Raw genomic sequence first — 26,463 nt, 5'->3', positions numbered from 1 at the left:
ATTGGGACTTTTTTAGTATATTACCGTTTCATCGCAAAAGCTTACCCCAACAACAACGCCGCATGGGAATTTTTGACTTTTTCAGTAAAGAGAAGAAAAAGGAATCGCTGGACAAAGGGCTGGAGAAAACCAAAGACAGTTTTTTTGGTCAACTGAGCAAAGCCGTTATAGGTAAATCTACTGTTGATGTAGAAGTGCTGGATGAGCTGGAAGAAATTCTGGTGCATGCCGACGTGGGGGTAGAGACGACTGTAAAGATCATTGACCGCATAGAGAAGCGTGTAGCCCGCGATAAGTATGTAAATACATCGGAACTGGACAAAATTCTGCGCGAAGAGATAGCTGCCCTGCTGGAAGAAAACAAAGCCGGTGACGGAGCAAACTTTGATCTTCCTGCCGGTATAAAGCCATACGTGATTATGGTGGTAGGTGTAAACGGTGTAGGTAAAACAACAACCATTGGCAAGCTTGCCTCGCAATTCCACAAGGCTGGCAAAAAAGTAGTGCTAGGCGCTGCCGATACGTTCCGTGCCGCTGCCGTTGATCAGCTGATTATCTGGGGCGAGCGTGTAGGTGTGCCGGTTATATCGCATGGCATGAACACTGATCCTGCTTCGGTGGCGTACGATGCGGTGAAGAAAGGCGTGGAGATTGGTGCGGATGTGGTGATCATTGACACGGCTGGCCGACTACACAACAAAGTTGGTCTGATGAACGAGCTTTCGAAGATCAAGCGTGTAATGCAGAAAATAACAGAAGATACTCCACACGAAGTATTGCTGGTATTGGATGGCAGCACAGGCCAGAATGCTTTGCTACAAGCCCGTGAGTTTACCAAAGCTACGGACGTTACAGCCCTGGCCATTACCAAACTGGATGGCACAGCTAAAGGCGGCGTAGTGATAGGTATTTCGGATGAGTTCAAGATTCCGGTGAAGTATATTGGCGTGGGTGAGAAAATTGAAGACCTGCAGTTGTTCGATAAGCAGCAGTTTGTAGAGTCGTTCTTCTCGCGCAGGAAGTAAAATAGTTATGAAGGGAGTTTTGTTTTCGGCGCTGCTATTGCTGGCGGCCTGCTGCGGTAGCAAGCAAGGCAAGGCAACTGCAGGCTCAGAAACAGACACAACTTCAGTTAACGCTACACAAGTGCAGCAAAGCCAGGCAGCCATCAAGCAAGGGATAACCGGTCGCATTTTATGGCAGGCTGGTAACCAGATGCCTTCGCCTGATGCACCGCCAACCGAGAACAAACGCGGTGTAGAGCGTACGGTTTATATCTACGAGCTCACCAATGCCAACCAGGTTACCACTCAAAACGGTGTATTTCACACCAACATCCAGACTAAACTAGTAGCAGAAACTACTTCAGATGCCAACGGATTCTTTTCTGTAGCGCTAAAACCCGGCCGGTATAGCCTTTTTACCAAAGAAGAAAAGGGACTGTATGCGAATATGTTCGACGGTGAGATGAACATATTTCCGGTAGAAGTGAAAGAAGGGGAGGTAACGACGATAGAGTTCCTGATAAATTACCAGGCGAGCTATTAGCCCATCTCTTCACTTTCCCAAAGCAGTAAATGTCTTTTCTGCTCCCTTCAGTAACATATACCTTCAAGTTTTTTTGCTGCTTACCCGCGAAACCGAACTCTTTATAGTTCAGGGTGATATAGCTCAAATCAAAAATAATTGCTATATTCAAAGGAGTAATTATATGGAACTAAGCATAATCGGTTTCATTAGGGAAAGCTGTGTGATGTGGAAGGCAGCAGAAATATAAGGCTAGCTCATGAAATTACCGATGGTTAATCACCTGCACCTTACTAAAGATATACGCTATGGAAGTCAGCTTAATGGAATTAGCATATGATGACATCCGGAATGTACTGAGTGTAAAATGGTCTGATGAGTTAAGCGTAGAATCAGCTCAGTTTTTTGAAACTATAATATCGTTGTTCGCCACTATCCGGCAAAAGCAGGTTATAAACCTGGTAGTTGACTCTGGCATTCCGGCCGGCGGCTTACTTACCGAAGAGATCATAGAATATTTTATCCAGCAGATTCCCAGCACTCCGCTAAGAAATATTGCCATCATGGAGTCGCCCGATTACCTATGGGATAATAATCTGTACCAGGTAATTGCTTTGCTGGTAGCCACTTATAAGTTGCCCATTGCAGTTAAATTGGTAAAGAACCGCTCCGGAGCATTACAATGGTTTTCCCGGCTCTAGTCAGTACCCTTCTGAAGCAAAAAGAACATACTGCTATAGTTCGTGAAAAGTAAAACTGCCTTTTCACCTGTTCTGTAATCCATACGGCACGCCCTTCCTGATGCTAAAACTAAATAAACTAACCAGATAAGGCTCAGTTGTTTTGCAGGCCGTCTTTTATTAGCCAAACAAATTGTACCTTTGCAAACTGGTTTCCAAAACGAACCAATAGTGCCTGATAAGGGTTTTTATTGATTGTAGCGTATTTCATTAAAAGTATAAGTAAGTGAAAGTAAGATCACTCAAAAAAGATAAGGTAAACGTAATTACATTGGGTTGTTCTAAAAACCTGGTGGATTCGGAAGTGCTGATGGGGCAGCTGCGTGCTAACGAGTTTGATGTGGCACACGAGTCTGACAAAGATGATTCGAACATCATTATTGTAAACACCTGCGGCTTTATAGACAATGCCAAGCAGGAATCTATAGACACCATTCTGCGCTACGCCGATGCCAAAGAAGCCGGCCAGATAGACAAACTATACGTGACCGGTTGCCTTTCGCAGCGCTACAAAGATTCTCTGGAAGCAGAGATTCCGCAGGTAGATGCTTACTTTGGTACACTGGAGTTGCCACGTTTGCTTAAAACACTGGAGGCTGACTATAAGCATGAACTGATCGGCGAACGCTTACTGACTACGCCATCGCATTACGCTTATTTTAAAATTGCCGAAGGCTGTAACCGCCCTTGCTCTTTCTGTGCGATACCGTTGATGCGTGGCAAACACGTGGATCGCCCGATAGAAGACCTGGTAAAGGAAGCAAAGCGACTGGCTGGTATGGGCACCAAAGAACTTATTCTGATTGCCCAGGATCTTACCTACTATGGTTTGCAGCAGTATGGCGAGCGCAAGCTGGCTGATTTATTGCGTAACCTTTCGGATGTGGAAGGCATTGAGTGGATCAGAATGCAGTATGCGTACCCGTCGCAGTTCCCGATGGAAGTATTTGATGTGATGGCTGAGCGTGACAATATCTGCAAATACCTGGATATGCCATTGCAGCACATTTCGGACAACATGCTGAAGACGATGCGCCGCGGTATCAGCAAGCGCAGAACCATTGAGTTAGTAGATTCTATCCGCCAGCGTGTGCCAGACATTGCCTTAAGAACAACGCTTATTGCCGGCCACCCGGGCGAAACAGACCAGGATTTCCAGGAACTATACGATTGGGTGGAAGAAACCCGTTTCGACAGACTCGGTATTTTTGCTTACTCGCACGAAGATAACACGCACTCTTACACATTGGAAGACAACGTGCCGGAAGAAGTAAAGCAGGAGCGTGCTGATGCCATTATGGAATTGCAGCAGGGCATTTCGGTTGAACTGAACGAAGAGAAAGTAGGCAAAACTTACAAAGTGCTGTTCGACAGAAAAGAGAGCGGCTATTTTGTTGGTCGTACCCAATACGACTCTCCGGAAGTAGATAATGAAGTGCTGGTGCCAGCCGATAGCAATTATGTGCGCCTGGGCGATTTCGCAAATGTAAAGATCACCGACTCTTCTGATTTCGACCTTTATGGCGAAGTAGTAGCATAACTAATTATAATTAAACTATAAAAGTCCTTACCGGCCTGCGCCGGTAAGGACTTTTCTTTTGTAAATAAGCATATCTGTGGCTAATTTGTAGCTGCTATAGTTTACATCTGTACTTTTTTGAACATGTGCGGCTCAAAATTGTATTTATAGCACAAATGAGCCCTTTAGTACCTTCAGCTGCCTTAACCCGGCGGCGAAAGCCTGAAATTAACCATGCGACATATAAAACTACTTACGACAGAGTTTCTTACCATTGAATACAATGCCGTTGATGATTTCTTGTTTGCAGACTGGCATGGTAATCTGACAAACGATGCAATAGTTCAGGGGTATGAAAACATACTGTTTTACCTGAAAAGAGAGCATAGTCACAAACTGCTCGACAACCACTACGATGTAAAGGGATTGTGGGCCGAACTTGCAGAGTGGTGTGCCAATGACTGGCACCCGCGCGCCGAAGCAGCCGGCTTGGAATACCATGCAGCCGTTTACTCTCAGGATCTCTTCAGCAGATTATCTACCGATAAAACCATCCGCATGGTGAAAAGTGGTATCGTAAAAGGCTTTGATACAGTGAAGGAGGCCGAAGGCTGGCTCAATTCTTTTTAGAATTATTACTTAAGCACGTACTTGCTCAGCACTTTATAGGCTTCATTTATATTGTCGCCTTTCCGGAAATCCTGTTTTATAGTTGGTGCCGACTCGCCGGTCAGCCATATCTTTAGCTCGGCGTCGAAGTCCATCATGCCGGCTGTTTCTTTCGAAAACATTTTAATACTGCTGTACGGGATACTCTGGTAATCTACTTTTGAGCCAGTTACACCCTGTTTGTTTACCAGTATCAGCCGCTTGTTGGTAAACACCAGCATGTCGCGGATAAGTTTGTAGGCTTTCTCTATCTGTTCGTTATCCAGCAGGATCGGCTGAAATTCGTTCGTCAGTTTTTCAATCGACACTTCGGAAGCATGGCCCATCAGGCCGCTTAGTAATCCCATAGTTTTATGTTTTATAGTTTGAAATTTGTCGGAATCAAGATTTACAGGATTTTAAGATGAGCAGGATTATCCAGAATGTAAAACCTGCCGTTCTATATTTTTTGAAATACTCATTTCTGGTTTCTGCATTCATACGTTAGATTCTGATATCTGTGGCGGGTGCATGTCTTTTCATCCTGTCAATCCTGAAATCCTGTAAATCCTTAGGGTGGGGGACCTATTTAAAGTTTCAGACAACTAAATAAAAGCCGTACTTTGTGGCGTGGCCGGTAAACTATAGTTTACCTGAAACACAAACCCGATTAAGCTGTTAAAGTAGCTATAAAAGAACTCCTGTATTGATGGAAGTAACAACAATGAAGATTACGAAGATGGATTATGCCGCCACCGGCGCCTTCTCCCAGACTATAGCCGACTACCTTTCTCAAAACGAAAAGCTAACGCGATTCTATAACCATTTCCCAACTATAGCTGCATTTGAAGCGCAACTACAGGAGAAAAGCTTTAGCCAGGAGCAAAGGCAGGTGTTATACAAGGCCCTGCAAGAGCAGTATAGTTCGGTATCAGAGATCAACCCGAAGGTGCAGCAGAGCCTGGATTTGTTGTTGCAACCCAATACCTATACCATTACCACCGGCCACCAACTCAACATTTTTACCGGGCCGTTATATTTTGTGTACAAGATCATCACAGCTATAAATACCTGTAAGCAACTGCAGGCAGCTTACCCGAACTATAACTTTGTGCCGGTATACTGGATGGCCACCGAAGACCACGATTTTGCCGAGATCAACCACTTTAACCTGTTTGGGAAAAGCTACAGATGGGAGAGCGAGCAGAAAGGTGCCGTGGGCAGGTTCTCGACAGAAGGGCTGGAGCAATTACTGGATGAACTGCCAGAAAAATTCCCTGTTTTTGAAGATGCTTACCGCAACAGCAATACCTTAGCCGAAGCAACCCGCGCCATTACCCATAGTCTGTTTGGCGAATACGGCCTGGTAACTATAGATGGCGATCATGCCGAACTGAAAAAAGCCCTGACGCCTATAGTTGAAAAAGAGCTGACCGAAAACCTGTCGCATAAGCTGGTAACTGGGACAAGCGCACAGTTAGAGGAATTAGGCTACAAACCGCAGGTCTTTTCGCGCGAGATCAACCTGTTTTATTTAGAAGATAGCTTGCGTGAGCGTATAGTTGAAGAGAATGGCAACTATAAAGTTTTAAATACAGACACCAGCTTTACAAAGGAAGAGATACTGCAGTTAGCCAAAGAGCATCCGGAGCAGTTTAGTCCGAATGTGATTTTGAGGCCGCTGTACGAAGAACTGATACTGCCGAACCTGGCGTATATTGGCGGCGGGGCCGAGGTGGTGTACTGGTTCCAGTTGAAGCAGGTGTTTGGGCACTATAACGTGGCTTTCCCGCTGCTGATGCTGCGTAACTCTGCTTTGTATATAAACCGTGGCAGCGCCAGCCGCATGCACAAATTAGGCCTGACTCCGGAGGAGTTATTTAAGCCATACTTAGAGCTAAAGAAGCACCTCTCTGGCCAGCTACACGACGAAGAAATTAACCTGGAAGCACAACGCACAACTATAGAAGCTGCTTTTAAAGAAGTAGAAAAACTGGCGCAAACGATAGACCCGACGTTGGTAAAGGCAGTGGCTGCCGAAGAACAGAAAGCGCACAATGCCCTGCAGATGCTGGAAAAGAAGCTATCCAAAGCACGCGACAGCAAGCACGAGCAAACCTTTAAGCAACTCGAAAACCTGAAAGAGAAATTGTACCCGGGCGGTAGCCTGCAGGAGCGCCACGACAACCTGCTTTCTATACAGGCAAACAACCCGGACTTTATTTCTGCACTGGTAGATGCCTTTGAGCCACTGGAGTTTAAGCTTACGATACTGGAAGAAGAATAATGCTGAAAGCGGAATTACGAAAACTGATGCTGCAAAAGCGCCGCGCTCTGCCTTTGGAAGAGGTGCAGCGCAGAAGTGAAGCTATTGCCGATCAGTTTTTTGCCAATTTCCCATTGCAGCCCGGGCAAACCGTGCATGTTTTTCTACCGATCGTAAAGAACAACGAAGTAAACACCTGGCCCATTATTGAACGGCTGCGACTGAAGCACCCCCAAGTGCGCGTAGCCGTGCCGGTAACCGATGTAGAGCAAAACATCCTGACGCACCACCACCTGACCAACGAAGCCATACTGGTAGAGAACCCGTGGGGAATACCGGAGCCGCAAAACGCACAGCATATACTTGCTCCCGAAGTTGACCTGGTGTTGATACCGTTGCTGGCATTTGATCGCGTAGGTCACCGGGTAGGCTACGGTAAAGGCTTTTACGACCGCTTTCTGGCAGACTGCCGGCCTGACGTGCTGAAGGTAGGTTTATCCCTGGAGCCGCCCGTGTTAACTATAGCTGACCCTAATCCTTTTGATGTGCCCCTGGATGCTGTGATAATGCCGGACGGGGTGTGGAGGAAGTAGGTTTATTCTGATTTTCCTTCCCGTTTATCTTCTGCAGCTTCTTCTTTCCCTTCCTCAATCAGTTCACTTGCTTCTTCCTGGGTTTGGGTATCAGCTTCGGGCTCTTCCTGTTCATACTTGTTTTCGGGCGCAAAACTTAGCCTGATAAACATAGGGAAGTGGTCTGATCCGATGTTGGGCAGCCGCTTTATACTTTCAACTTTAAAATGAGTAGAGTGGAAAACATGATCCAAAGGCCAGCGCAGGAAGAGGTAATTGGCATTAAAGGTATTGTAAAAACCACGGCCTAAGCGTGGGTCCAGCAGGCCGCTTACTTCCTGGAAAAGCTCTGTGGTACGGGACCAGGCCACATCGTTAAAATCGCCGGCTACTACTACCGGGTACTTCGAGTTGGCAATGTCACGGGCAATCATTACGATCTCGGCATCGCGTTTTTCAGATGTGGCGTCCTCGGTTGGTACGGGTGGTTTTGGGTGTACCACATGCAGTTCTACCCAGGTACCATTTCGCAGCTTTACAAATGTTTTAATGGAAGGAATGTCTTTATCAAGCAGGTAACTTACTTTTTGCTGGCGCAGTGGCAATTTGCTGTAAAGGTGCATGCCATAAGTGTTTTCAAGCGGTATCTCGACGCGGTAGGGATACTGTTTGGTAACAGGTGCCAGGCCCTGCTGCCATGCCATATCAGATTCTAACAGTAACACAATATCGGGTTCCTGCTTTTGTATGAGTGCAGCAAGCTTATCATGCTCTTTGTTGTACATCAATACATTAGAGACCAGTAAGCTAAGCCAGGTATTGGCAGGCGTATTTTTGTCTGCGTCCTTTACTTCTTTGGGTGCCAGGAAAGTATAAGGGTAAATATTAACAGCCTGGTAAATGATAACAATAGTGAGGGCAGAAAGTAAAAATTTATCGCGTTTACGTTCTTTTGGAGCCAGCCAGAGGTAAAGTATAAAGCTAATAACAGCCAGCGCAAAAAGCTGCAGACGAGGGTAATCGAACACGCGGATGTACCACTCCTGTGAGTGCAGCAATGGCAAAAGTGTAGCAAGAATAGAAAACGTAGCCAGGGCTTGTAGTGCTATTACTACAGCAGGTCTTCTGATAAGGGCAGATGGTTTAGGTTTAGCAGGCAATGTATTGTATTACGGGTATATAATGCAGCATTACGCATTTAGTTAACCGTAGTTAATATTACCTCATACAACTAAACTCAAAAAGCCCTCCCGACAGTTTATGTCAGGAGGGCTTTTATAACTATAGCCGAAGCTGTTATTTCTTTTTCTTACCTGCGTTCAGGCTTTTCAGGTGTTGTACGGGGCCAAACTCTGCCTGCTCTATCGTTTTACCGCTCAGGTAAATTTTGCGCAGTTTTACTTCCACAGGGGCCATAGTTTTGGTCATGTCAGAAGATACCACTTTGGTATAAAAATCTCTTGCCTGTAAGGAAGCACCGCGCTCAAAGGCGTGCGTCTGCTCGTTTTTGCTAACCGGCAGGCCCGGTATCACCTGGTAGGTAGTGCAAACCACTTCGTACTTCGACTGGAACGGTTTTACAACGCCACGGCCAATTGCCTTGATCGGGCTTATTGCTTTAGTAAATAATTTCTTCATTTGTAAACGATAGGGTAAAGGATATTTCAAGCTAATGCAAAATACTACAATATCCGGAAAGTTAAAGTTCACTTGCCAAATAAAAGTATAAATGCAAGGCTGTTACAGCTATAGTTATACTTTGTGGAAGTGTAATTAACTGATATGCAGGCAGAAATAAACTATAGTACAGGTCGCGTGCCGCGTGTCATTTCGCGTTTTCCGGGAGGGCCGGGCAGCGCTTCCACTGTAAATCCTGCCGCTTTCAGGTTGCGCTTAAAGGCACCTTTGGCACAGTAGGTAACCAGCACGCCGCCGGGGCGCACTGCTTTGTATAGTTTGGCAAACACTTCTGCTGTCCATAGTTCCGGCTGTTTTTCGGGTGCAAACGCATCGAAGTAGATCACATCGTAGTAAGCATCCGGCGGGGAGAACTCCTCCAGCGTTTCGTGGATCTTTTGCAGCGTAAAATACGGGCTCAGGTCTGCAGGCACGTTCCAGGGAGCAGCGTGCATCTTTTTAAAGTAGTCCAGCAGCTCCGGGTTAAGAATAAACTGCTCAAAGTGTAGTTGCTCCACTACTTCGGCTGTAAGCGGGTATTTTTCGAGGGTATCGTACTGGATGAACGCCTGCTGGGCCAGGGCAAAAGGCAGGGTCAGGATAGCATTAAGGCCGGTGCCAAAACCAACTTCCAGTATTTTTACATCGCGTTTCTGTTCCAGGGCATACTCCAGGCCGTGCTTTATAAACACATGCTGCGACTCCTGCAACGCGCCGTGCACCGAGTGGTAGTGCTCGTTAAGTTCAGGTACATACAAAGTGTTGGAGCCGTCTTTCGTCTGCCGGATTTCGAGGTGCATGATTTTTGAGGTAAGCTACAAATGTAACCTATCCGGTGACTGTCTGCAACTAATAGTGGACAGTGATTCACAAGATTTTACAGATTGAGCTGATCTTATAGTTTATAATCTGCTGATACAGGAGCCAGTACGCAGGTATCCTGAAGTTTCAGCATTAAATTGACGCAAAATTCCTCTTATCCCCTCATCTTTACAACTTGTACCCCGATAAAATAATCATCTGAAACAGGGAGTATCCCTTCATTACCACTTAAAATGGCACGCATAAAAGTAACGATACCCGAACGCACACACTTTACCGCAACTATACCGGTACGCGTAACCGACCTGAACTATGGCAACCACCTGGGCAACGATGCCCTTCTCTCTATTTTGCACGAAGCCCGTATGCAGCTGTTGGGACACTTCGGATGGAGCGAATTGCAGATTGGTGGTGCAAGTATGATTATGGCCGATGTGGCGATAGAGTATAAGGGCGAAGGATTTTACGGCGATGTGCTAACGATACACCTGGCTTTTGATGACATCAGTAAGTATGGATTCGATATTACCTACAATGTGCTCAACCAGCACGACAAAGAAGTAGCCCGCGCTAAAACCGGAATGCTGTGCTTTAACTACAACGAGCGCAAACTAATGACACTGCCCGACGAAGTAAAGGCTAAAATTGAAACTAAAGCCTAAGTATTTTTGTAATTTTGCAGTATGACGTTGATCGCAGATATTCCGATTCTTAATAAAAAAGACATCCGTAAGCTTACGCTGGACGACCTGAAGGCCTGGTTGGTAGAGCAGGGCGAGAAGCCTTTCCGTGCCAAGCAGATCTATGAGTGGCTCTGGAAGCACTCTATCCAGTCGTTTGCGGAGATGAACAATGTAAGCCTTGCCCTGCGCGAAAAGCTGGAGCAGCACTTTGCTATTAATGCGGTGCAGGTTGCCACAGAGCAGCTGAGCAACGACGGAACTATAAAATCTGCGTTCAAACTATACGACAGTAACATTGTAGAAGGCGTACTGATACCGCATGATGAGCGCAAAACAGCCTGCGTGAGTAGCCAGGTGGGTTGCTCACTTACCTGCAAATTCTGCGCTACCGGCTACATGGACCGCGTTCGTAACCTCGATGCTGCCGAAATCTATGACCAGGTAGTGCGCATAAACGAGCAAAGCCTTCGCCAGTACGGGCAACCACTTACCAACATTGTGTATATGGGCATGGGCGAACCAATGCTGAACTATGCCAACGTGATGAAGAGCATTGAGCGTATAACTGCGCACGATGGACTGGGCATGGCCGCGCGCCGCATTACGGTAAGTACAGCGGGCATTGCCAAAATGATCAAGAAGATGGCTGATGATGGTGTGAAGGCGAACCTGGCTCTATCGTTGCACGCAGCTAACGATGAGAAGCGTAACCAAATCATGCCAATAAACGAGACCAACTCGCTTGAAGCCATTAAAGATGCCCTGAAGCATTATCACCAGGTTACAGGCCGCAAGGTAACATACGAGTACATTGTATTCGATAACTTTAACGATACCCTGCAGGATGCTGAAGAACTGCTGCAGTTCTCAAAAATTATTCCTTGCAAGATCAACCTGATAGAGTATAACCCGATTGCCAACGCTGATTTCGTGAATACCGATGACGACCGTTTGCAGAACTTTATTTACTACTTAGCAGATCGTGGTTGCCAGGTAAACGTCCGCCGTAGTCGTGGTAAAGATATTGATGCAGCCTGCGGACAATTGGCCGTAAAAGAGAAGCAGACGGTGTAAGTATACACCTTACCTATATAGCAAAAAGCCTTTTTATAGTAATATAAAAAGGCTTTTCTGTTTTATCGTCATTTTATTAGGAATAACATTTGCCTACCTTGCGCGCCTAAATTTACAATCAATTATTTTTTTAAATTTTAATGAAACAATTTTACATTACCCTTCTCACATTGACCTTCTCTGTTTCGGCCTTAGCACAAGCCAATTTTAAACCAGGATATATTCTTACTACAGACAGCAGTCGTACAAATGGCCTGATAGATTACCGAGGCACAAATTCTAATGCTGCTTTGCAGGTTGCTTTTTAAACAAGTAATGATACTCAGCCAATAGTCTATAACCCATCACAAATTATAGGTTATGGTCTAGCTGATGACAAGCAGTATGAAAGTATAACTATTGTAAGTGCAGATAAGATAAGTCAGACTTACTTTATGGAAGTATTGGCAAAGGGGGCTGCCACCTTATATTTTATGAAACATGATGGTGTGAAAGAGCGCTTTTTTGTAACTACAAATGATGGGCGCATACATGAGTTGATTCAGGAAAGCAGACGTGTTGATAAAGGAAACGGTAAAATATACAATGTCACACTGAAGCCATATGTTGGGATGTTAACCTCTGTGCTTAATGCGTGTGCCGAAGTACAACCATTGATTGAAAAGGCGCGGCTTGAGCAATCTGATATGATAAAGGTGGTAAATAAGTATAATGCATGCATTGCTCCAGCACAGGTTCAGGTTGCAAGAACCGAAGACGACGTGAAAACGAAAGTTGAGAAGTTGATCATAGTTGGGGGGACATATACAAATGCAACATTCTCTTCAAGCCAGAGCGTCGATGACTACGCAACCAAAGGAGATATCACCCCATCGTTAGATGTAACAGGAGGTATTGCTTTTAATATCACAGCCGCTAAACTGAGCAATAAATTAAGCCTTTACACTGGTGTTATGTATCAGCAATACAGGGTTGAGGGCAAATACAAAAAAGATTACGCCGGAGGTTCATACTATACCTACGACTATTATCTGGAAGCAAAGCATATAAAAGTGCCGGCCATGATCCGGTATACCTGGCCAAAAGGTAAATTCAGAGCTTATATAAATGCGGGTGCACAAGCAGGCTTTTTATTAAGTGCCGACTCTAATGTAAAGCGATACGGTAAGTTTGGCGCACAGGAAAACAACTATGAGTTCGATATTATGCCAGACTATAGAGAAATAGAACTAGGCTTTATTGGCGGGTTAGGTATTAAGACAGAAGCTTTCGGTAAAAGATCACTTTCGTTGGAACTTCGTCAGGAAAGAAATCATGGCTTATCTGCAGGCATAGGATTTATTCAGAAGAATAACATTTCTTCTGTTTTGCTTGGAATGGCTTTCTAATACTGTTTATAAAAGTATAGAAGTTAAAAGGGCCTGCTATACTTAGCAGGCCCTTTTAACTTACGGATTCTTATTATACCTGCCTTCTGGTTTTGGTCTGCCGCTGGCTTTATCAGCTTTATCGGATGTTTCTTCGACAATGCGCACAAAAACGGCGTGTGGTTTTGGGCGGATATGCTGACCGTAGCGCTCAGCGTATTGCTGGGTAAATTCAGCGCCGTAAAACACGATCATCGACGAATAATAGATCCAGACAAGGATAACGATAATAGAGCCTGCTGCCCCGTAAGCCGAACCCGGGTCTGAAGTGCCGATATACCAGCTGATCAGGAACTTACCCAAGCCAAACAACAAAGCCGTTACAACGGCACCGATCAACGTGTCTTTCCAGCGAATGATACCATCAGGCAGGTATTTGAAAATCAGGGTGAACAGCAGGGAGATCAGCCCTACAGAAACTATAAAATCGATGAGTTTGATAAGCCAGACACCTATGCCGGGCATCATGTCAGATATATAGCCGCTTAAAATAGAGATAGCCGCACTCATCACCAGCGAGAAAAGCATCAGCAAGGCAATGCTAAGAATAATGCCGAACGAAAAGATACGCTCTTTTACCATGCGCATAATGCCATTCGTAGCCTTCACTTTCAGGTTCCAGACCGTGTTCAGTGATTGTTGCAGTGTTACAAAAAAGGTAGTGCCTGCAAACAGCAACGTGCCGATACCAACCCAGAGGGCCCATCCGCTTTCGCTTAAGCTCGCATTCTGAACAATAGCTTCTACTTCTTTAGCTGCTTCGGGGCCAATTGCGGATGATATCTGGTTTGAAAGTTCGCCGGAGATAGCTGCCTCCCCAAGAAAAAAACCTGCCGCTTTTATAATGATCAGGAGCAGGGGTGGAATCGAGAAAATAGCATTAAAAGCCAGCGCTGCCGCCAGTCGCAACGATTCGTTATCCAGAAATTCCGAAACCGAAGATTTAAGAAGAGAAAATATATCTTTAAAAGTATAAGTAGCCATTCGTTTTATGCCTTTGTTGTGGGTTTTGATTACGTCTTGCCAGATATGATAGTTGGATTTAGCTATAAACACTTACATATGTGGCAATTTACGTTTCCTGAACGTATAAAAATCAAACTATAAACCGGTTATAACATGGATAAGCACAAATTTACTTTTGGTGCAGCAGGGCTGCTGGCGTTTTTATTGTTGTTGGCAGCTGTGGTTGGCCCGGTTACAGCGCTGGGTCAGGATGCAAAAGCGCGGGCAGTGGCGCAACGAACGTTAAAAAACATGGGTGGCAAACGAGGCTGGGACAATGCACGCTTTATAGCCTGGAGCTTTAGAGACCAGTACCAGGTCTGGGACAAAAAGGCCGATCGGTTCCGGTGGGAAAAAGACAGCCTGGTTGCTATTATCAGCACTGATACAAAAGACGGGAAAGTATATGTTGACGGCAAGGAGCTGCAGAACGGGGAAGAAAAACGCAAATTGCTGGATCAGGTCTATGCTGCCTGGATAAATAATTCTTACTGGCTGGTAATGCCTTTTAAACTACAGGACCCCGGTGTAAACCTGAAGTACATTGGCGAAGACAAAACTATGGATGGTGCAACAGCAGATATGCTTGAAATGACCTTTGACCATGTTGGCCTGACTCCGGAAAATAAGTACCACCTGTGGATAGATAAAAAATCAGGTCTGGTCACGCAGTGGGCGTATTACAAAAATTTTAACGATAAAAAGCCCACCTTCATGCGCCGTTGGTCGGATTACGATAACTATGGAACTATAAGGCTGGCATCGGATCGCAGCAACCCCGAGAGTGACTTTACGCTAGAAAACATTGCAACTCCAAAGCAAGTGCCTGCAGCAGTCTTTAACAGTCCAACGCCTATCCGTAAACTATAAACGGCCACCTGTCTGGTCACCGTTTATAGTTTGATAGCCTTTTACTTATAGTTTGTCTATAGTTGCGGTAAGATTGCCTTTGGCAGTTATTACCGCGCGGATAGCAGTAGGGGTAAGGTAAATATTGTCCGGTTCTATAGTTTGTATCTTTCCTTTCAGCATCACCGACTCATGCACGCGGCCCTGCTTATCCAGTGCCTGCTGCAGAGACTTATGTGCATCGGTTAGCTGGTCTTTCACAGGAATGTTTACCTGCTGCTGAATCATATCTTTAAACTTATTCTTAGCTAACCAGCTGGCCGTGTTCAGTAGCTTGTCTTTCGTTTCGAGGGTATAATCTACATCACGCACTTTTATAGAAGAGGTAGCTGCATCGTAATACGGGGTGCCGCGAAGGTATACCTTGCCCACGATCTTTTTTGTAAACAAGCCCGCCTTTGTTTTGCCATCCACATCCAGCATCAGTACCAGTTGGTCGCCGCCCGGGCTTATAGTTGCATCTTTCACAGTCAGCTGGCTTTTGCCGTCATCAAACTTATAGGTCTGGTTAGCTATCTGCTGCTGCAGCATTTTGCTGGCCTGTGTGTATGGTATATCTGCCGTAAGGCCAACCTGTATGTTATCGGTTAGTTTGGTATCCAATACCAGGTTTGGTAATTTCTTCAGAGATTGTGCTTTTGGCTTTCCGTCGGTGGTAACATTGATGTACGAGGTAATACCAATGCGCATTGCCAGTGTGCCGTTGCGGGCCTGAAGCGGTGTAACGCGCACATCCTGCGGCAACACCTGCAGCCAGGCGTTCATGTCGTCGTTTACTTTAACAGGCTCCTGCAGCATATTCCAGGCCTGCTGTACATATTTCTTAACTTCGATATGCTTCTGCAGCTCCGCATCCAGTTGTTTGGTCAGCGTTGCCATCTGCTTACGAAGTGCTGGCTCCACAAAACGCGCCAGCCCAATTTTCAGCGGACCCAATTCCAGCACAGGTTTGGTATTGCCCCATTCAAAATCGCCGGTAGTGGTGGTCTTTAGTTTATAGTCTTCTGTCAGCCCGATTTTGCTTTCTGTATTGATCACCATATCAAATCGGGTGTCTTCAGTCTTATCAATGGCCGGGCAAAGTTTACAAGGATCCCATTTCCAGCGGCCTTTGGCATAAATGTTAAGCGGCACACTAAAGTAAATCTTATCCTTATCAGCCCGGATGCTCATGCGGCCATTTTTGCTCACGGTTACCGCTACATCGTCATCATCCAGGTTGGTATCGTTGTAGAGTACGCCCGCAAATTGCCGGTTCAGCATTTCTTCCAGGGTAGCCACCTGCACACTTACAGGTATAGTTATAGAAGATAGCTTTGGTTGGTAAACCGGAACCGCAGATGCTGTAGCAACCGGTGCTTCGGTTTGCAGTTTAGACGTGCTGGTACAGCCTGTTAAATAAAGTATAACTGTTAGCAACAGTGTTGCTATAAAGGTTGTGGATCTCACAGGGTTATAGTGTTTTCTGAAATTGCAGCGCAAGTTAGTATAGTTTTAGCTTTCGTAACAGAGGGGAGGTTGGAATAGTGCCGTAAAGCTTTACTGTCATCCCGAGTGAAACTGAGGGATCTTATATGTCTTATAGTTGACGAAGACCTAGCAGCGTGCGCAGCTCCTACTAGCGTCTGATGTGCTATAGTTGCAACTTATGCCAAGCCATCCTTTCAAGCCACTTTCAATCCTGAGAGCTCTAGTAACCTATCGTTTCAAACCAGCTTTGGTGCCCTCACGGCCGGGAGGCCCCGTCTTCGGGCATTGCGCTGCTGCCTTCTTGCTACCCTCGTGCCTCGGGTTGGCTGCGCCACCGCAACAAGTCAAAGGCGCTCAACCCAAAGACTGTGAAGTTTCGCATAGCAACCAGCATCTATAGGTTGAATAGGGAAGCTTCGAGATTGATCGTGAGGATATTTTCGTAGGAACAGGTAAACCTGCCCTGCTCGTGGTGTGTAACTATGGAACTATAGTTTAGAAACTAGTAAAGCCAGCAATTGTCTCCTTGAGGGGACTAAAGGGTGTTAAAGTGTTAACTATAAAACTGATAGCCTCTACTATAGCAACAGCAGAAACTCCCCTCTCGGGAGGGGCAGGGGTGGGTTAAACCCGCAACTATAATACTACGGGGCAAACTATAGCAAAGGCTTAAAGCTCCCCGCCTTGGACAAGGAGGGACTGGGGGTGGTTGGACCAACAGCAACTATAAAACATTAACTCCAACTATAGCATAAGGCCAGTCCTGAAAATCTATTAATCCTGTAAATCCTGATTCAGACAATTCCCGTCCCTATCGGGCCAATTGAGTCAGGAGACTCAACGCCATAGTAAGTCACGAGCGAGGACGCTCGCGCCAGCAAAATGGTTAACTATAAAACCATCATCACAACTATAGCTAAATCCTGCAAATTCTAATTTAGACAAAACAAAAAAGGCGATACATTGCTGCATCGCCTTTCTTTAATCTATAGTTCACAAACTTATACAGCCTGTTCTTCTTTCATCTTTTTCAGATTCAACAACATATCAGCAGTCATAGCATCCAGGTCGTAGGCTGGCTTCCAGTTCCAGTCTTGTTGTGCGGCGCTATCGTCTATGCTTTGTGGCCACGAGTCGGCAATCTGCTGGCGTGAGTCCGGCTTATAGCTGATCACGAATTCCGGGATATGCTTTTTGATGGACTCAGTAATCTCTTTAGGAGAGAAGCTCATAGCGCTCAGGTTATACGAGCTGCGTACTTTTACCTGCTCCGCCGGGGCATGCATCAGGTCCAGTGTAGCTTTCAGGGCATCCGGCATGTACATCATCGGCAGGTAAGTGTTTTCGCTCAGGAAGCATTCGTAGCTGGCGCTTTCCAGTGCCTGGTGGTAAATATCTACGGCATAATCTGTGGTACCGCCACCTGGTAGGGCTTTGTAGCCAATAAGGCCGGGGTAACGTAGGCTACGCACATCCAGTCCATACTTTTCGAAATAATATTCGCACCAGCGCTCACCGGCCTGCTTGCTGATACCATAAACTGTGTTTGGGTCCATGATGGTATGCTGCGGGGTATTCTGACGTGGCGTGTTCGGGCCGAAAACGGCAATAGAGCTTGGCCAGTAAATTTTCTCCACTTTCTGCTCCAGGGCAAGGTCCAGCACGTTAAACAGGCCGTCCATGTTCAGTTTCCAGGCAAATTTCGGATTCTTTTCGCCAGTGGCCGACAACACAGCTGCCAGGTGATAGATCTGCTTGAATTTATACTTTGCTGCCAGTTCGCCCATTGCTTTTGGGTCCAGCACATCTATTTTCTCAAAAGGTCCGGAGTCGCGCAGGTCGGCATGTTTGGGTGCTGCAATATCTGCCGCCACCACATTACTTCCGCCATACATATTACGAAGCTCCATTGTCAGTTCGGAGCCAAGCTGGCCGCTCGAACCTATTACCAGTACCGTGTCGCTAGTGTTTGCCATAGTTACTAAAGTCGTTTGCACAAAGTAACTTATTTCGGTGCAATCCTGAAAGCATAACTTATAACAAACACAGCCGCTTGTGATTTTTAGCCAGCAGATTATGGCTTAAATGCAAAAAGAGAGCATCTGCTAACAGCAAATGCTCTCTGGTACTTAAACTAATCTAACTTTTCACTCATCTTGCATCAAAGGTAAGCCGGTTATTTATCTCCCGGAACAGCAGGCAGCAGAGTTAACTATAATATAACATTGCCGCAAAAGCAGGTGTCGGCGTACTGGCTTGTGCAGTGGATTTACCTATATTTGTAGAGATATTACCAGAAGGTCAGGGCATGACATTTGAAGAATACCTTGTAAAGAAGCGCATCAATAAAGCTGCATTTGCCGCCGGTAACCCCGCGCGCTTTGCTGCATGGGCCGATATGTACGACCAAATGCACCAGAACAGCTTTTACATTGCCACTAAAATGGTAATTAATGATGTGCGGTTACGGTATCACCTGGCAGAAGAGGATATTCAAAAAACTGCCCCTGTACCAGCTGCTCCACGGCCAGTGATGCGTCGTGCCGCGCCGGCTACTGAAATAAGTGAAACAGCTCAGCCAGCCGTTCCACAGGAAACAGCAGAAACTACGCCTACACCTAAACCGCGACCTGTAGTAAAGCGCCCAACTATAGCAAAGCCAACTATAACCGAAGGTGAAACTATAGACCCTGAGGAAGTTAAACCATCAGAAGCAGCCAAGCCCAGACCAGTAATAAAACGACCGGTTATCTCTAAACCTGCGGCAGCTATTGAAGGCGAAAACTCTGTAGAAAAACCTGCAACAGAAGGTGGTGCGCCAGCCAGGCCACGGCCGGTTATGAAGCGACCTGCCGCTTTACAGAAGCCTGCTATTGAAGAAACTGAAACCGTCAAACCTGCAGAGCCAACTATAGTTCCGGAAGCTGAAGTACCAAAACCGGCCGCACGACCGAGACCGGTTATCAAAAGACCGGCTGCATTACAAAAACCAACGGATGAAAATCCTTCGGAAACAGAAAAACCAGCAGCAGATAATATAGGTGAAACTATAAATCCGGAAGCAACTATAGTTACAGGAGATACTGAAGCTGCAAAACCTGCACGCCCACGGCCTGTAATAAAGCGACCGGTTGCATTGCAGAAACCTACAACTGAAGAAGCTAAGCCGGAAGTAGAAAAGCCGGAGGAGCAACCAACTATAAACACGACCGAGGAGCCTGTGCCTGCGCCTAAACCGCCAAGGCCACGACCTGTTATAAAACGGCCAGTGCCCCCTGCAGAACCAACTATAGCTGATGTACAACCGGAAGAACCAGCTCCACCAACTATAGATGAAGCGAAAGCTGAGCAGCCGGAAGCGCCTGCCGACGAAACTTTAAAACCAAAGCCGGGGCGTCCGAGACCAATTATCAAAAGGCCTCCACCTAAGCCAGATACCGAACTATAACTGAAAACGCACGAATAACAAGCAACTAATAATTATACATAACTATGTACGAAACCTTAAAACCTGACCTGGAAAAACAGCTGGAAGAAATAAAGGCTGCCGGACTATATAAGCAAGAGCGCATTATAACTACACCGCAGGGCGCTGACATTGACACCACGCAGCAGCCGCATGTACTTAACTTTTGCGCCAACAACTACCTAGGCCTTTCTGCTCACCCGAAAGTGATCGAAGCTGCCAAAGAGGCCATTGATACACATGGCTATGGCATGAGCTCGGTACGTTTTATCTGCGGTACACAGGATATTCACAAAGAGCTGGAGCGCAAGATATCTGAGTTCTTAGGTACTGAAGATACAATTCTTTACGCAGCTGCTTTTGATGCGAACGGGGGCGTTTTCGAGCCATTGTTTGATGCGGATTCGGCTATTATTTCAGATGCTCTGAACCATGCGTCTATTATTGATGGCGTGCGTTTATGCAAGGCGCAACGTTTCCGTTACGAGCACAACGACATGGCCGACCTGGAAGCAAAACTGCAGGAAGCTGTAAATGCCAATACCAAACACCGCATCATTGTTACTGACGGTTCGTTCTCGATGGATGGTACAGTTGCCCAGTTGGATAAGATTGTGGAGCTGGCTGATAAGTACAAAGCCCTGATCATGGTGGATGATTCGCACTCAACTGGTTTTATGGGTAAGACCGGCCGCGGCGTGCACGAGTACCACAATGTAATGGGTAAGATTGATATCATTACTGGTACACTCGGCAAAGCGCTTGGTGGTGCGATGGGCGGTTTTACATCAGGCCACAAAGAGGTGATTGATATGCTGCGCCAGCGTTCGCGTCCTTACCTGTTCTCTAACTCACTGGCGCCTTCTATAGTTGGTGCGTCTATTGCTGTTTTGGATATGCTGAGCTCTACCACCGAGCTGCGCGATAAACTGGAGTGGAACACCAGATATTTCCGTGAGCAGATAACTGCAGCCGGTTTCGATATTAAGCCAGGCGAACACCCGATCGTTCCGGTAATGTTATACGATGCGCCACTAGCCCAGGAATTTGCAGCCCGTATGCTGGACAAAGGTATTTACGTAATTGGCTTCTATTTCCCTGTTGTACCAAAAGGCCAGGCACGTATCCGTGTTCAGCTATCTGCCGTGCACGACCGTGTGCATATCGATAAGTGTATCGCTGCCTTTACCGAAGTTGGTAGAGAGCTGGGTGTGATTAAGTAAGATCAACTATAGTTTGTCATCCCCCTACCCCCTTCAAAGGGGGACTTTATCTGCTAACGTAAACAACATTTTGAATTACGAATTGCTGATTGTCCCCCTTTGAAGGGGGTAGGGGGATGAGTACTTTTGCGAACTAATTTATCCAAACAAAAAGCCACTCTTATAACAGGAGTGGCTTTTTTATGCCTGATATTTTGTAACTTGATGTCTAAACTATAGAATTACAATGGAATTTCTGACTCCTGGAAACAGCAGTTTGGTGTATAGCATCGTATTTACGCTACTGATCATTTACTACGGTGGCGCATTCATCTCTCTTATCCACCTTATCTTTAAAACAAACTATAACCTGACCGAACGCTTGCTCTGGATGCTGGTGTTGTGGGTAATTCCTATAGTTGGGCTGATAGCTTACTGGGTATTCTGGCAACGCCGTAAAAGAAACCTGTAATTAGTTTTCTGAAGCGGGAATAATAAAAACTAGCGGGAGAGAAGTTACATCCTGGAAATCTATTCAATCCCTATTAATCCCTGTTCAGGCAGGGATTTTAATAAATCTGTTTCCCTCTTTAATTGCTAATCTAGGCAGCACTGACCGATTTTTCGGAAGGGCTTATAGTTGGTCGCTGATCGGTGTCGAACAGGAACTGGTTAAGTTTAACGCGAAGGTCTGCGGATGAAAGGTTACGGAAAGCTTCGCCGTTACGCACTAGTGCTACCTGCCCCGTCTCTTCCGAAACAACCAAAACAATACTATCTGTGATCTCAGTTAAGCCGATGGCTGCGCGGTGACGGAGGCCCATTGAAGCCGGAATTTCCTGGTTCTCAGAGACTGGGAGAATACAGCGGGCCGCTTTGATGCGGTTATTGGCAATAATCACGGCACCATCGTGCAGCGGGCTGTTCTTGTTAAAGATCGACATCAGCAAGCGCTTCGAAATAACGGCATCAATCAAATCCCCTGACTCGGCATAGTATTTCAGTTCGGAGCTCTTCGCGAAAACAATGAGGGCACCGGTGTTTTTTGCGGCCAATGATTTTGCGGCTTCTATAAAGGGCGTCAGGCTAAGCTTTTCGGTTGTGTCGCGGCGCCACGGGAAACCCCAGAAACGCTCGTGGTTAAGGGCCGTGGTTTTGCCGATCATCAACAGGAAACGACGGATTTCGGGCTGGAAAAGGATAATGGCAGCCAGCACACCCACGCCCATAAACTGGCCCAGAATAATACTGAGCAGCTCCATGCCGGCGGCACGTACCACCAGGTACAGCAGGTAAATAGATAGCAGGCCTAAGAAGATCTTAAGGGCAACGCTACCGGTAAGCAGCTTGTATAGTTGGTATAGCAGGGCCGTTACAAGCAGAATATCAATAATATCCAGCAGCTCGATCTCTAAAAACCCTATCGTGAATAAGAATGTCAAAGTATTGTTTTCTTGTAAAGTTCTACAGCCTGCTTAGTTTCTTTTACGTCGTGCACGCGCAAAATAGCGGCCCCTTTCATCAGCGCAATCGTGTTCACAACAATCGTTCCGGTTAAGGCGTCGGTCTGGTGAATGCCCAGCGTTTTGTAAACCATCGATTTGCGCGACATGCCCGCCAGCACAGGTAAACCCAATATACGGAAATCTTCCAGACGGTTCAGTAATTCAAAATTATGTTCTGTTGTTTTTGCAAAGCCAAACCCCGGATCAAGTATGATATCATTCACACCGAGCTTCGTAAGTTTAGCCACCTGTAGCTGCAGTTCGTCCAGCACTTCTATAGTTACATTGCTATAGTTGGCCAAAGTCTGCATAGTTTTTGGCGTGCCGCGCATGTGCATTAAAATGTACGGAACCTGCAGCCGGGCCACGGTTTCAAACATGTTGTCATCCAACGTGCCGCCTGCTACATCGTTAACTATAGCTGCGCCGGCATTTATAGTTGCTTCGGCTACATCAGCACGGAACGTATCCACAGAAAGTACTACATCCGGAAATTCCTTAACTATAGCTTCGATGGCTGGTATCAACCGATCCTGTTCTTCCTGAGACGAAATATCTGCTGCGCCGGGACGGGTAGAGTAACCGCCAATATCCAATATATCGGCACCCTCAGAGAGCATAATGCGCGCACGTTCAACGGCTTCTTCGGCGGAGTTCAGGCGGCTGCCGGGGTAAAAAGAATCGGGGGTAAGGTTGAGAATGCCCATTACCAGCGGCGTGTCCAGAGAGAGTAGCTTTCCGCGGCAATTGAGTGTGGATTTTTTCTTAAAAAGCGTATCTTTCGAATCCAATGTAGGCATTTAGGTCTATTGATTTTAAAATTAAAGCTAAAAAGTTGATTAGTCAAACACTCCAGGAATATAATCAGGTAGTACAGCGCTGCAAAGATACTTTTGTTAAAAAGACGAAAGACTATGGCACGGCCTGGCGCGTGCTCCGGCTACCTTCTATTACCGATCAGATCTTTATCAAGGCGCAGCGCATCCGCTCTATCCAGGAAAAAGGCAAGCAACTGGTGGAAGACGACATCCGCGACGAGTTTGTAGGCATTATAAACTACTGCGTAATTGCCCTGATGCAGCTTAGCCTGCCAGCCGATGCCGAGCAAACCTTGCCAGCCGATGAAGTAGAGCGCCAGTACACGCACCACATCGAAGAGAACATAAAGCTGCTTACGGCCAAAAACCACGATTACGGCGAAGCCTGGCGCGATATGCGTGTCAGCTCCATCACCGACATTATCCTGATGAAACTATACCGCACCAAGCAGATAGAAGATAACGAAGGCCAGACGCTGATTTCGGAAGGAGTAGAAGCCAACTATCGCGACATGATCAACTACGCCGTTTTCGCGCTGATAAAGCTGGGTGCTGCGGAGAAGGTGTAGTAGTTTATATAGGTTGGGTTCTATAGTTTGCTGCTGTAGTTGGGAATTATAGTTGCTTTCTCATGTTGTCATTTCGAGTACAGCGAGAAATCTATATAGAATTCGAGATAGATCTCTCACCTTGTTCGAGATGACAAGGTGTTTTATGGTTATTCCAAGTACGTAACTACTTTAGTTTTATAAGAAAGCAATGATGAAAAACTATACTAAGTTATTTATTAAACTATTTGCTTGGGTTTACATGCTTATGGGTATAGTCACAATCTATTCATCAATTTATGTTGATTATCTTCAAAGACCATGGTTGATAGGAGCTAATTACATACCTGCTGACTTTTTAGCTCTAGAAATGGCTGACTTATATATATCGCTTTTTGTTTGTCTTCTATTTATAATAGGTGGTGGGTCGGTAATAATTAAGCATAAGAGAGCATATGATATTTTCTTATATACCCTTATTGCTTACTTATTGGGATCAACTATAATGGAGTTCGTGATAAGTGACTATAGATATGTTTTAAGTAAAAGGTTGCTCATAATACTTAGCAATTTTATCATTGTAGGAATACCAGTTGCTCTAATTTTAATGGAGAAGAGAAAACAAAAGGTAATGCTACTATAGTCTTGCCCCATCTTTAACAAGGAAGTAACCACACAACTATAAACCAATTAACTTTCTAACTGAAAGCAGAACCATGAAATACATCACCAAATTCTTCTGGCTCTTTGTGGGCGTGCTGTTCATCTTTTCTGGGTTGATCAAGATAAACGACCCGGTAGGCACCGCTATTAAACTGGAAGAGTATTTCGAAGTTTTCTCGACAGACATTGCGCCGTTCTTTAGCTCCCTGAAGCCGGCTGCGTTGTTTCTCTCTATTTTCCTGAGTGCGCTGGAGATTGTGCTGGGCGTAGCACTGCTCGTTCGCTGGAAACTGAAAGAAGTGCTGTGGCTATTGCTAGCTATGATCGTATTCTTCACCTTCCTCACGTTCTATTCAGCCTATTTCAACAAAGTGACCGACTGCGGATGCTTCGGCGATGCCATTAAACTAACCCCTTGGGAGTCGTTTACCAAGGACATCGTGCTGCTTGTGATGATCGTTGTGTTGCTGATCACACAGCGTTACCTGCAGCCATTTATTAGCCAGAAAGTTGGGGCAACTATAACCGCGCTTACCGCTATACTATCAGTAGGCATTGGCTGGTACGCTTACGAAAATCTTCCTTACATCGACTTCCGCGCTTATAAGATCGGTAACAACATCCCGACGCTCATGAAGCCATCGGCACCGCTGAAGTATAAGTATATTATGACCAAAGGCGGCCAGGAGCAGGTGTTCACAGAATACCCGACCGACACTACCTGGACTTTTAAAGAGATGGTGGCTATTAACCCGGAAGATGGCCCGAAGATTACTGATTTTAACGTTTGGAACGACGAAGGCGACCACACGCAGGAAGTACTAACTGGTACCAAACTGGTTATAGTTGTGCATAACGTTACCAAAGCAAACACCGATAATTTTGAAAGAATAAACGCTTTAGTGGCTGCAGCTGAGAAGGAGGGCATCACGCCGATTGTTATTACCAGCAGCGGCGCGCAGGAGTTTGAGGCTTTCCGCCACGAAGTAAACCTGGCCGCTCCTTACTACTTTGGCGACCATACGGTACTAAAAACCATTATTCGCTCCAACCCGGGTATCTGGCTACTGAAAGACGGAACCACCAAAGGCCTGTGGCACCACAACAACACACCAACTATAGACGAAGTAAAGGCTGCGCTTGCTAAGTAGTGGTTGTTACTCAATAGTGTCATCTCAACGAAAGGAGAGATCTATTTAGTATTTGAGACAGATTTCTCGCTGCACTCGAAATGACAACGATAAACTATAGTTGCTAAAATAGATAGTAGGTAATTGATGAGGAATTGGTTTGTATTTGTTTTGTTGAGCTTTCTGCTTCTGTCTTGTAAAGAGAAGGTCGCAGAAACTTCAGTATGTGAATATAAAACTGATGATCCACAGCTACAGGTCTATAATGACTTACTAATTGAATTAGTTGAAGGGAAATTCTATAGTTTGAGTTTCGGTGAGGGCAGCACAGATACTACTAGTTTTAAAACAATTTATTTAAGCCACAAAAGCTATCACAAAGAGCTTTTCGAAGAGTTTAAAATTGGTTTATGGAAGGCTCCGGCTCCTGGTGTAAATGATGAAATAAGGCCGTTACTTGCAAAGTATGATTTAGACAACGCCGCCATCTTTGCAGATTTAAGTGAAGCACAGCAAAAGTATTGGGTCTCAGATTTTCAGGCATGTACTTTTAAAGTTGATTCTTTAGGTAAGGCTGAAAACTTGTATGAATTAAAAGCTGAACAGAAAGTAAATGCAATAGGGCAAGTAAGTTTCTCTGAGATGCGATGGAATAAACAGCTGGATAAGGGAGTTTTGTATTATGAATTCTACTGTGGTGGAAAGTGTGGTAAAGGAGAATTGATAGGTTTTGAAAAAGTGAACGGGCGTTGGAAGATTGTCGACAACGTGCAACTTTGGGTATCTTAAAAT

26 protein-coding genes are annotated in these 26,463 nt (G+C 45.6%); 17 read left to right on the top strand and 9 right to left on the bottom strand.

The window, feature by feature from the left end; all coding sequences use genetic code 11:
- The first annotated feature begins 62 nt into the window (after positions 1 to 62).
- From ftsY to KYK27_RS04450, 5 genes are all read left to right on the top strand, one after another.
- On the top strand, positions 63 to 1,025 hold the full coding sequence (ftsY, locus tag KYK27_RS04470; protein WP_199108799.1) for a signal recognition particle-docking protein FtsY: 963 nt from the start codon (positions 63 to 65) through the stop codon (positions 1,023 to 1,025).
- Positions 1,026 to 1,032: 7 nt separating this feature from the next.
- A complete protein-coding gene (locus tag KYK27_RS04465; protein WP_233150245.1) occupies positions 1,033 to 1,548 on the top strand; it encodes a carboxypeptidase-like regulatory domain-containing protein in 516 nt (171 codons plus the stop codon).
- A gap of 287 nt (positions 1,549 to 1,835) precedes the next feature.
- Complete coding sequence (locus tag KYK27_RS04460; RefSeq protein WP_199108798.1) at positions 1,836 to 2,228, top strand: hypothetical protein; 393 nt, start codon at positions 1,836 to 1,838, stop codon at positions 2,226 to 2,228.
- A 265-nt stretch (positions 2,229 to 2,493) separates the two neighbouring features.
- Positions 2,494 to 3,807, top strand: coding sequence for a 30S ribosomal protein S12 methylthiotransferase RimO (gene rimO / locus KYK27_RS04455; RefSeq protein ID WP_199108797.1), 1,314 nt, complete (start codon positions 2,494 to 2,496; stop codon positions 3,805 to 3,807).
- A 213-nt stretch (positions 3,808 to 4,020) separates the two neighbouring features.
- Positions 4,021 to 4,416: a hypothetical protein gene (locus KYK27_RS04450; protein WP_162427918.1), complete on the top strand. Its 396-nt coding sequence runs from the start codon at positions 4,021 to 4,023 to the stop codon at positions 4,414 to 4,416.
- A 5-nt stretch (positions 4,417 to 4,421) separates the two neighbouring features.
- Here KYK27_RS04450 and KYK27_RS04445 read toward each other — a convergent pair whose 3' ends face one another.
- On the bottom strand, positions 4,422 to 4,802 hold the full coding sequence (locus tag KYK27_RS04445) for a PH domain-containing protein (RefSeq protein WP_233150244.1): 381 nt from the start codon (positions 4,800 to 4,802) through the stop codon (positions 4,422 to 4,424).
- A 356-nt stretch (positions 4,803 to 5,158) separates the two neighbouring features.
- Here KYK27_RS04445 and bshC point away from each other — a divergent pair, with 356 nt between their 5' ends.
- Together bshC and KYK27_RS04435 are read left to right on the top strand one after the other, a co-directional pair.
- Entirely contained in the window at positions 5,159 to 6,721 is a 1,563-nt protein-coding gene (gene bshC / locus KYK27_RS04440) for a bacillithiol biosynthesis cysteine-adding enzyme BshC (protein WP_233150243.1), read from the top strand.
- On the top strand, positions 6,721 to 7,293 hold the full coding sequence (locus KYK27_RS04435; protein WP_199108795.1) for a 5-formyltetrahydrofolate cyclo-ligase: 573 nt from the start codon (positions 6,721 to 6,723) through the stop codon (positions 7,291 to 7,293). The genes bshC and KYK27_RS04435 overlap by 1 nt, the downstream gene beginning before the upstream one ends.
- Before the next feature lie 2 nt (positions 7,294 to 7,295).
- Here KYK27_RS04435 and KYK27_RS04430 read toward each other — a convergent pair whose 3' ends face one another.
- The 3 genes from KYK27_RS04430 to mnmD all read right to left on the bottom strand — a co-directional run bounded on the left by KYK27_RS04430 (position 7,296) and on the right by mnmD (position 9,749).
- The gene (locus KYK27_RS04430; RefSeq protein ID WP_199108794.1) at positions 7,296 to 8,432 is read right to left on the bottom strand and encodes an endonuclease/exonuclease/phosphatase family protein; all 1,137 of its coding nucleotides are present in this window, start codon (positions 8,430 to 8,432) and stop codon (positions 7,296 to 7,298) included.
- A gap of 136 nt (positions 8,433 to 8,568) precedes the next feature.
- Positions 8,569 to 8,910, bottom strand: coding sequence for a hypothetical protein (locus tag KYK27_RS04425; RefSeq protein ID WP_233150241.1), 342 nt, complete (start codon positions 8,908 to 8,910; stop codon positions 8,569 to 8,571).
- 161 nt (positions 8,911 to 9,071) lie between these two features.
- Complete coding sequence (gene mnmD, locus KYK27_RS04420) at positions 9,072 to 9,749, bottom strand: tRNA (5-methylaminomethyl-2-thiouridine)(34)-methyltransferase MnmD (protein ID WP_199108793.1); 678 nt, start codon at positions 9,747 to 9,749, stop codon at positions 9,072 to 9,074.
- A 255-nt stretch (positions 9,750 to 10,004) separates the two neighbouring features.
- On the opposite strand from mnmD, the gene KYK27_RS04415 reads away from it, so the two are divergent.
- The 3 genes from KYK27_RS04415 (at position 10,005) to KYK27_RS04405 (ending at position 12,916) form a co-directional block, all read left to right on the top strand.
- Complete coding sequence (locus tag KYK27_RS04415) at positions 10,005 to 10,433, top strand: acyl-CoA thioesterase (RefSeq protein WP_199108792.1); 429 nt, start codon at positions 10,005 to 10,007, stop codon at positions 10,431 to 10,433.
- Positions 10,434 to 10,454: 21 nt separating this feature from the next.
- Positions 10,455 to 11,528, top strand: a complete 1,074-nt coding sequence (gene rlmN, locus KYK27_RS04410) for a 23S rRNA (adenine(2503)-C(2))-methyltransferase RlmN (protein ID WP_199108791.1) — start codon at positions 10,455 to 10,457, stop codon at positions 11,526 to 11,528.
- 434 nt (positions 11,529 to 11,962) lie between these two features.
- Complete coding sequence (locus tag KYK27_RS04405) at positions 11,963 to 12,916, top strand: porin family protein (RefSeq protein ID WP_199108790.1); 954 nt, start codon at positions 11,963 to 11,965, stop codon at positions 12,914 to 12,916.
- Between the two features lie 60 nt (positions 12,917 to 12,976).
- On the opposite strand, the gene KYK27_RS04400 is transcribed toward KYK27_RS04405, so the two are convergent.
- Positions 12,977 to 13,939, bottom strand: coding sequence for a YihY/virulence factor BrkB family protein (locus KYK27_RS04400; protein ID WP_199108789.1), 963 nt, complete (start codon positions 13,937 to 13,939; stop codon positions 12,977 to 12,979).
- 135 nt (positions 13,940 to 14,074) lie between these two features.
- Here KYK27_RS04400 and KYK27_RS04395 point away from each other — a divergent pair, with 135 nt between their 5' ends.
- On the top strand, positions 14,075 to 14,830 hold the full coding sequence (locus KYK27_RS04395) for a DUF6503 family protein (RefSeq protein WP_199108788.1): 756 nt from the start codon (positions 14,075 to 14,077) through the stop codon (positions 14,828 to 14,830).
- A 45-nt stretch (positions 14,831 to 14,875) separates the two neighbouring features.
- Here KYK27_RS04395 and KYK27_RS04390 read toward each other — a convergent pair whose 3' ends face one another.
- Both KYK27_RS04390 and KYK27_RS04385 read right to left on the bottom strand, forming a co-directional pair.
- Positions 14,876 to 16,318, bottom strand: a complete 1,443-nt coding sequence (locus KYK27_RS04390; RefSeq protein ID WP_317195882.1) for a DUF4403 family protein — start codon at positions 16,316 to 16,318, stop codon at positions 14,876 to 14,878.
- A gap of 1,022 nt (positions 16,319 to 17,340) precedes the next feature.
- Complete coding sequence (locus KYK27_RS04385; RefSeq protein WP_199108787.1) at positions 17,341 to 18,315, bottom strand: NAD-dependent epimerase/dehydratase family protein; 975 nt, start codon at positions 18,313 to 18,315, stop codon at positions 17,341 to 17,343.
- Positions 18,316 to 18,602: 287 nt separating this feature from the next.
- On the opposite strand from KYK27_RS04385, the gene KYK27_RS04380 reads away from it, so the two are divergent.
- The 3 genes from KYK27_RS04380 (at position 18,603) to KYK27_RS04370 (ending at position 21,479) form a co-directional block, all read left to right on the top strand.
- On the top strand, positions 18,603 to 19,787 hold the full coding sequence (locus KYK27_RS04380) for a hypothetical protein (RefSeq protein ID WP_199108786.1): 1,185 nt from the start codon (positions 18,603 to 18,605) through the stop codon (positions 19,785 to 19,787).
- Between the two features lie 44 nt (positions 19,788 to 19,831).
- Positions 19,832 to 21,028 carry a glycine C-acetyltransferase gene (gene kbl, locus KYK27_RS04375; RefSeq protein ID WP_199108785.1) on the top strand — a complete coding sequence of 399 codons (1,197 nt, stop codon included), beginning with the start codon at positions 19,832 to 19,834 and terminating at the stop codon, positions 21,026 to 21,028.
- Positions 21,029 to 21,254: 226 nt separating this feature from the next.
- Positions 21,255 to 21,479, top strand: coding sequence for a PLDc N-terminal domain-containing protein (locus KYK27_RS04370; protein ID WP_199108784.1), 225 nt, complete (start codon positions 21,255 to 21,257; stop codon positions 21,477 to 21,479).
- A gap of 130 nt (positions 21,480 to 21,609) precedes the next feature.
- On the opposite strand, the gene cdaA is transcribed toward KYK27_RS04370, so the two are convergent.
- Both cdaA and folP read right to left on the bottom strand, forming a co-directional pair.
- The gene (cdaA, locus tag KYK27_RS04365) at positions 21,610 to 22,449 is read right to left on the bottom strand and encodes a diadenylate cyclase CdaA (protein ID WP_199108783.1); all 840 of its coding nucleotides are present in this window, start codon (positions 22,447 to 22,449) and stop codon (positions 21,610 to 21,612) included.
- Positions 22,446 to 23,312 carry a dihydropteroate synthase gene (folP, locus tag KYK27_RS04360; RefSeq protein ID WP_199108782.1) on the bottom strand — a complete coding sequence of 289 codons (867 nt, stop codon included), beginning with the start codon at positions 23,310 to 23,312 and terminating at the stop codon, positions 22,446 to 22,448. The genes cdaA and folP overlap by 4 nt, the downstream gene beginning before the upstream one ends.
- Before the next feature lie 35 nt (positions 23,313 to 23,347).
- Between folP and KYK27_RS04355 the strand changes: the two genes are divergently transcribed.
- The 3 genes from KYK27_RS04355 (at position 23,348) to KYK27_RS04345 (ending at position 26,460) form a co-directional block, all read left to right on the top strand.
- Complete coding sequence (locus KYK27_RS04355; protein ID WP_199108781.1) at positions 23,348 to 23,899, top strand: DUF1599 domain-containing protein; 552 nt, start codon at positions 23,348 to 23,350, stop codon at positions 23,897 to 23,899.
- Between the two features lie 695 nt (positions 23,900 to 24,594).
- The gene (locus KYK27_RS04350) at positions 24,595 to 25,692 is read left to right on the top strand and encodes a BT_3928 family protein (protein ID WP_199108780.1); all 1,098 of its coding nucleotides are present in this window, start codon (positions 24,595 to 24,597) and stop codon (positions 25,690 to 25,692) included.
- Between the two features lie 126 nt (positions 25,693 to 25,818).
- Complete coding sequence (locus tag KYK27_RS04345) at positions 25,819 to 26,460, top strand: hypothetical protein (protein ID WP_199108779.1); 642 nt, start codon at positions 25,819 to 25,821, stop codon at positions 26,458 to 26,460.
- The last annotated feature ends 3 nt before the right edge of the window (positions 26,461 to 26,463 follow it).

The sequence above is a fragment of the Pontibacter populi genome (assembly GCF_019336435.1).
GTDB classification, from domain to species: Bacteria; Bacteroidota; Bacteroidia; order Cytophagales; family Hymenobacteraceae; genus Pontibacter; species Pontibacter humidus.
Note: the sequence above shows the minus strand (reverse complement) of the source record. Positions and strands in the feature narration are given on the sequence as shown.

Coding starts and splice junctions, on each gene's coding strand:
- ftsY (WP_199108799.1), top strand. CDS start 63: ATGGGAATTTTTGACTTTTTCAGTAAAGAGAAGAAAAAGGAATCGCTG.
- KYK27_RS04465 (WP_233150245.1), top strand. CDS start 1,033: ATGAAGGGAGTTTTGTTTTCGGCGCTGCTATTGCTGGCGGCCTGCTGC.
- KYK27_RS04460 (WP_199108798.1), top strand. CDS start 1,836: ATGGAAGTCAGCTTAATGGAATTAGCATATGATGACATCCGGAATGTA.
- KYK27_RS04450 (WP_162427918.1), top strand. CDS start 4,021: ATGCGACATATAAAACTACTTACGACAGAGTTTCTTACCATTGAATAC.
- KYK27_RS04445 (WP_233150244.1), bottom strand. CDS start 4,802: ATGGGATTACTAAGCGGCCTGATGGGCCATGCTTCCGAAGTGTCGATT.
- bshC (WP_233150243.1), top strand. CDS start 5,159: ATGAAGATTACGAAGATGGATTATGCCGCCACCGGCGCCTTCTCCCAG.
- KYK27_RS04435 (WP_199108795.1), top strand. CDS start 6,721: ATGCTGAAAGCGGAATTACGAAAACTGATGCTGCAAAAGCGCCGCGCT.
- KYK27_RS04425 (WP_233150241.1), bottom strand. CDS start 8,910: ATGAAGAAATTATTTACTAAAGCAATAAGCCCGATCAAGGCAATTGGC.
- mnmD (WP_199108793.1), bottom strand. CDS start 9,749: ATGCACCTCGAAATCCGGCAGACGAAAGACGGCTCCAACACTTTGTAT.
- KYK27_RS04415 (WP_199108792.1), top strand. CDS start 10,005: ATGGCACGCATAAAAGTAACGATACCCGAACGCACACACTTTACCGCA.
- rlmN (WP_199108791.1), top strand. CDS start 10,455: ATGACGTTGATCGCAGATATTCCGATTCTTAATAAAAAAGACATCCGT.
- KYK27_RS04405 (WP_199108790.1), top strand. CDS start 11,963: ATGGAAGTATTGGCAAAGGGGGCTGCCACCTTATATTTTATGAAACAT.
- KYK27_RS04400 (WP_199108789.1), bottom strand. CDS start 13,939: ATGGCTACTTATACTTTTAAAGATATATTTTCTCTTCTTAAATCTTCG.
- KYK27_RS04395 (WP_199108788.1), top strand. CDS start 14,075: ATGGATAAGCACAAATTTACTTTTGGTGCAGCAGGGCTGCTGGCGTTT.
- KYK27_RS04385 (WP_199108787.1), bottom strand. CDS start 18,315: ATGGCAAACACTAGCGACACGGTACTGGTAATAGGTTCGAGCGGCCAG.
- kbl (WP_199108785.1), top strand. CDS start 19,832: ATGTACGAAACCTTAAAACCTGACCTGGAAAAACAGCTGGAAGAAATA.
- KYK27_RS04370 (WP_199108784.1), top strand. CDS start 21,255: ATGGAATTTCTGACTCCTGGAAACAGCAGTTTGGTGTATAGCATCGTA.
- folP (WP_199108782.1), bottom strand. CDS start 23,312: ATGCCTACATTGGATTCGAAAGATACGCTTTTTAAGAAAAAATCCACA.
- KYK27_RS04350 (WP_199108780.1), top strand. CDS start 24,595: ATGAAATACATCACCAAATTCTTCTGGCTCTTTGTGGGCGTGCTGTTC.
- KYK27_RS04345 (WP_199108779.1), top strand. CDS start 25,819: ATGAGGAATTGGTTTGTATTTGTTTTGTTGAGCTTTCTGCTTCTGTCT.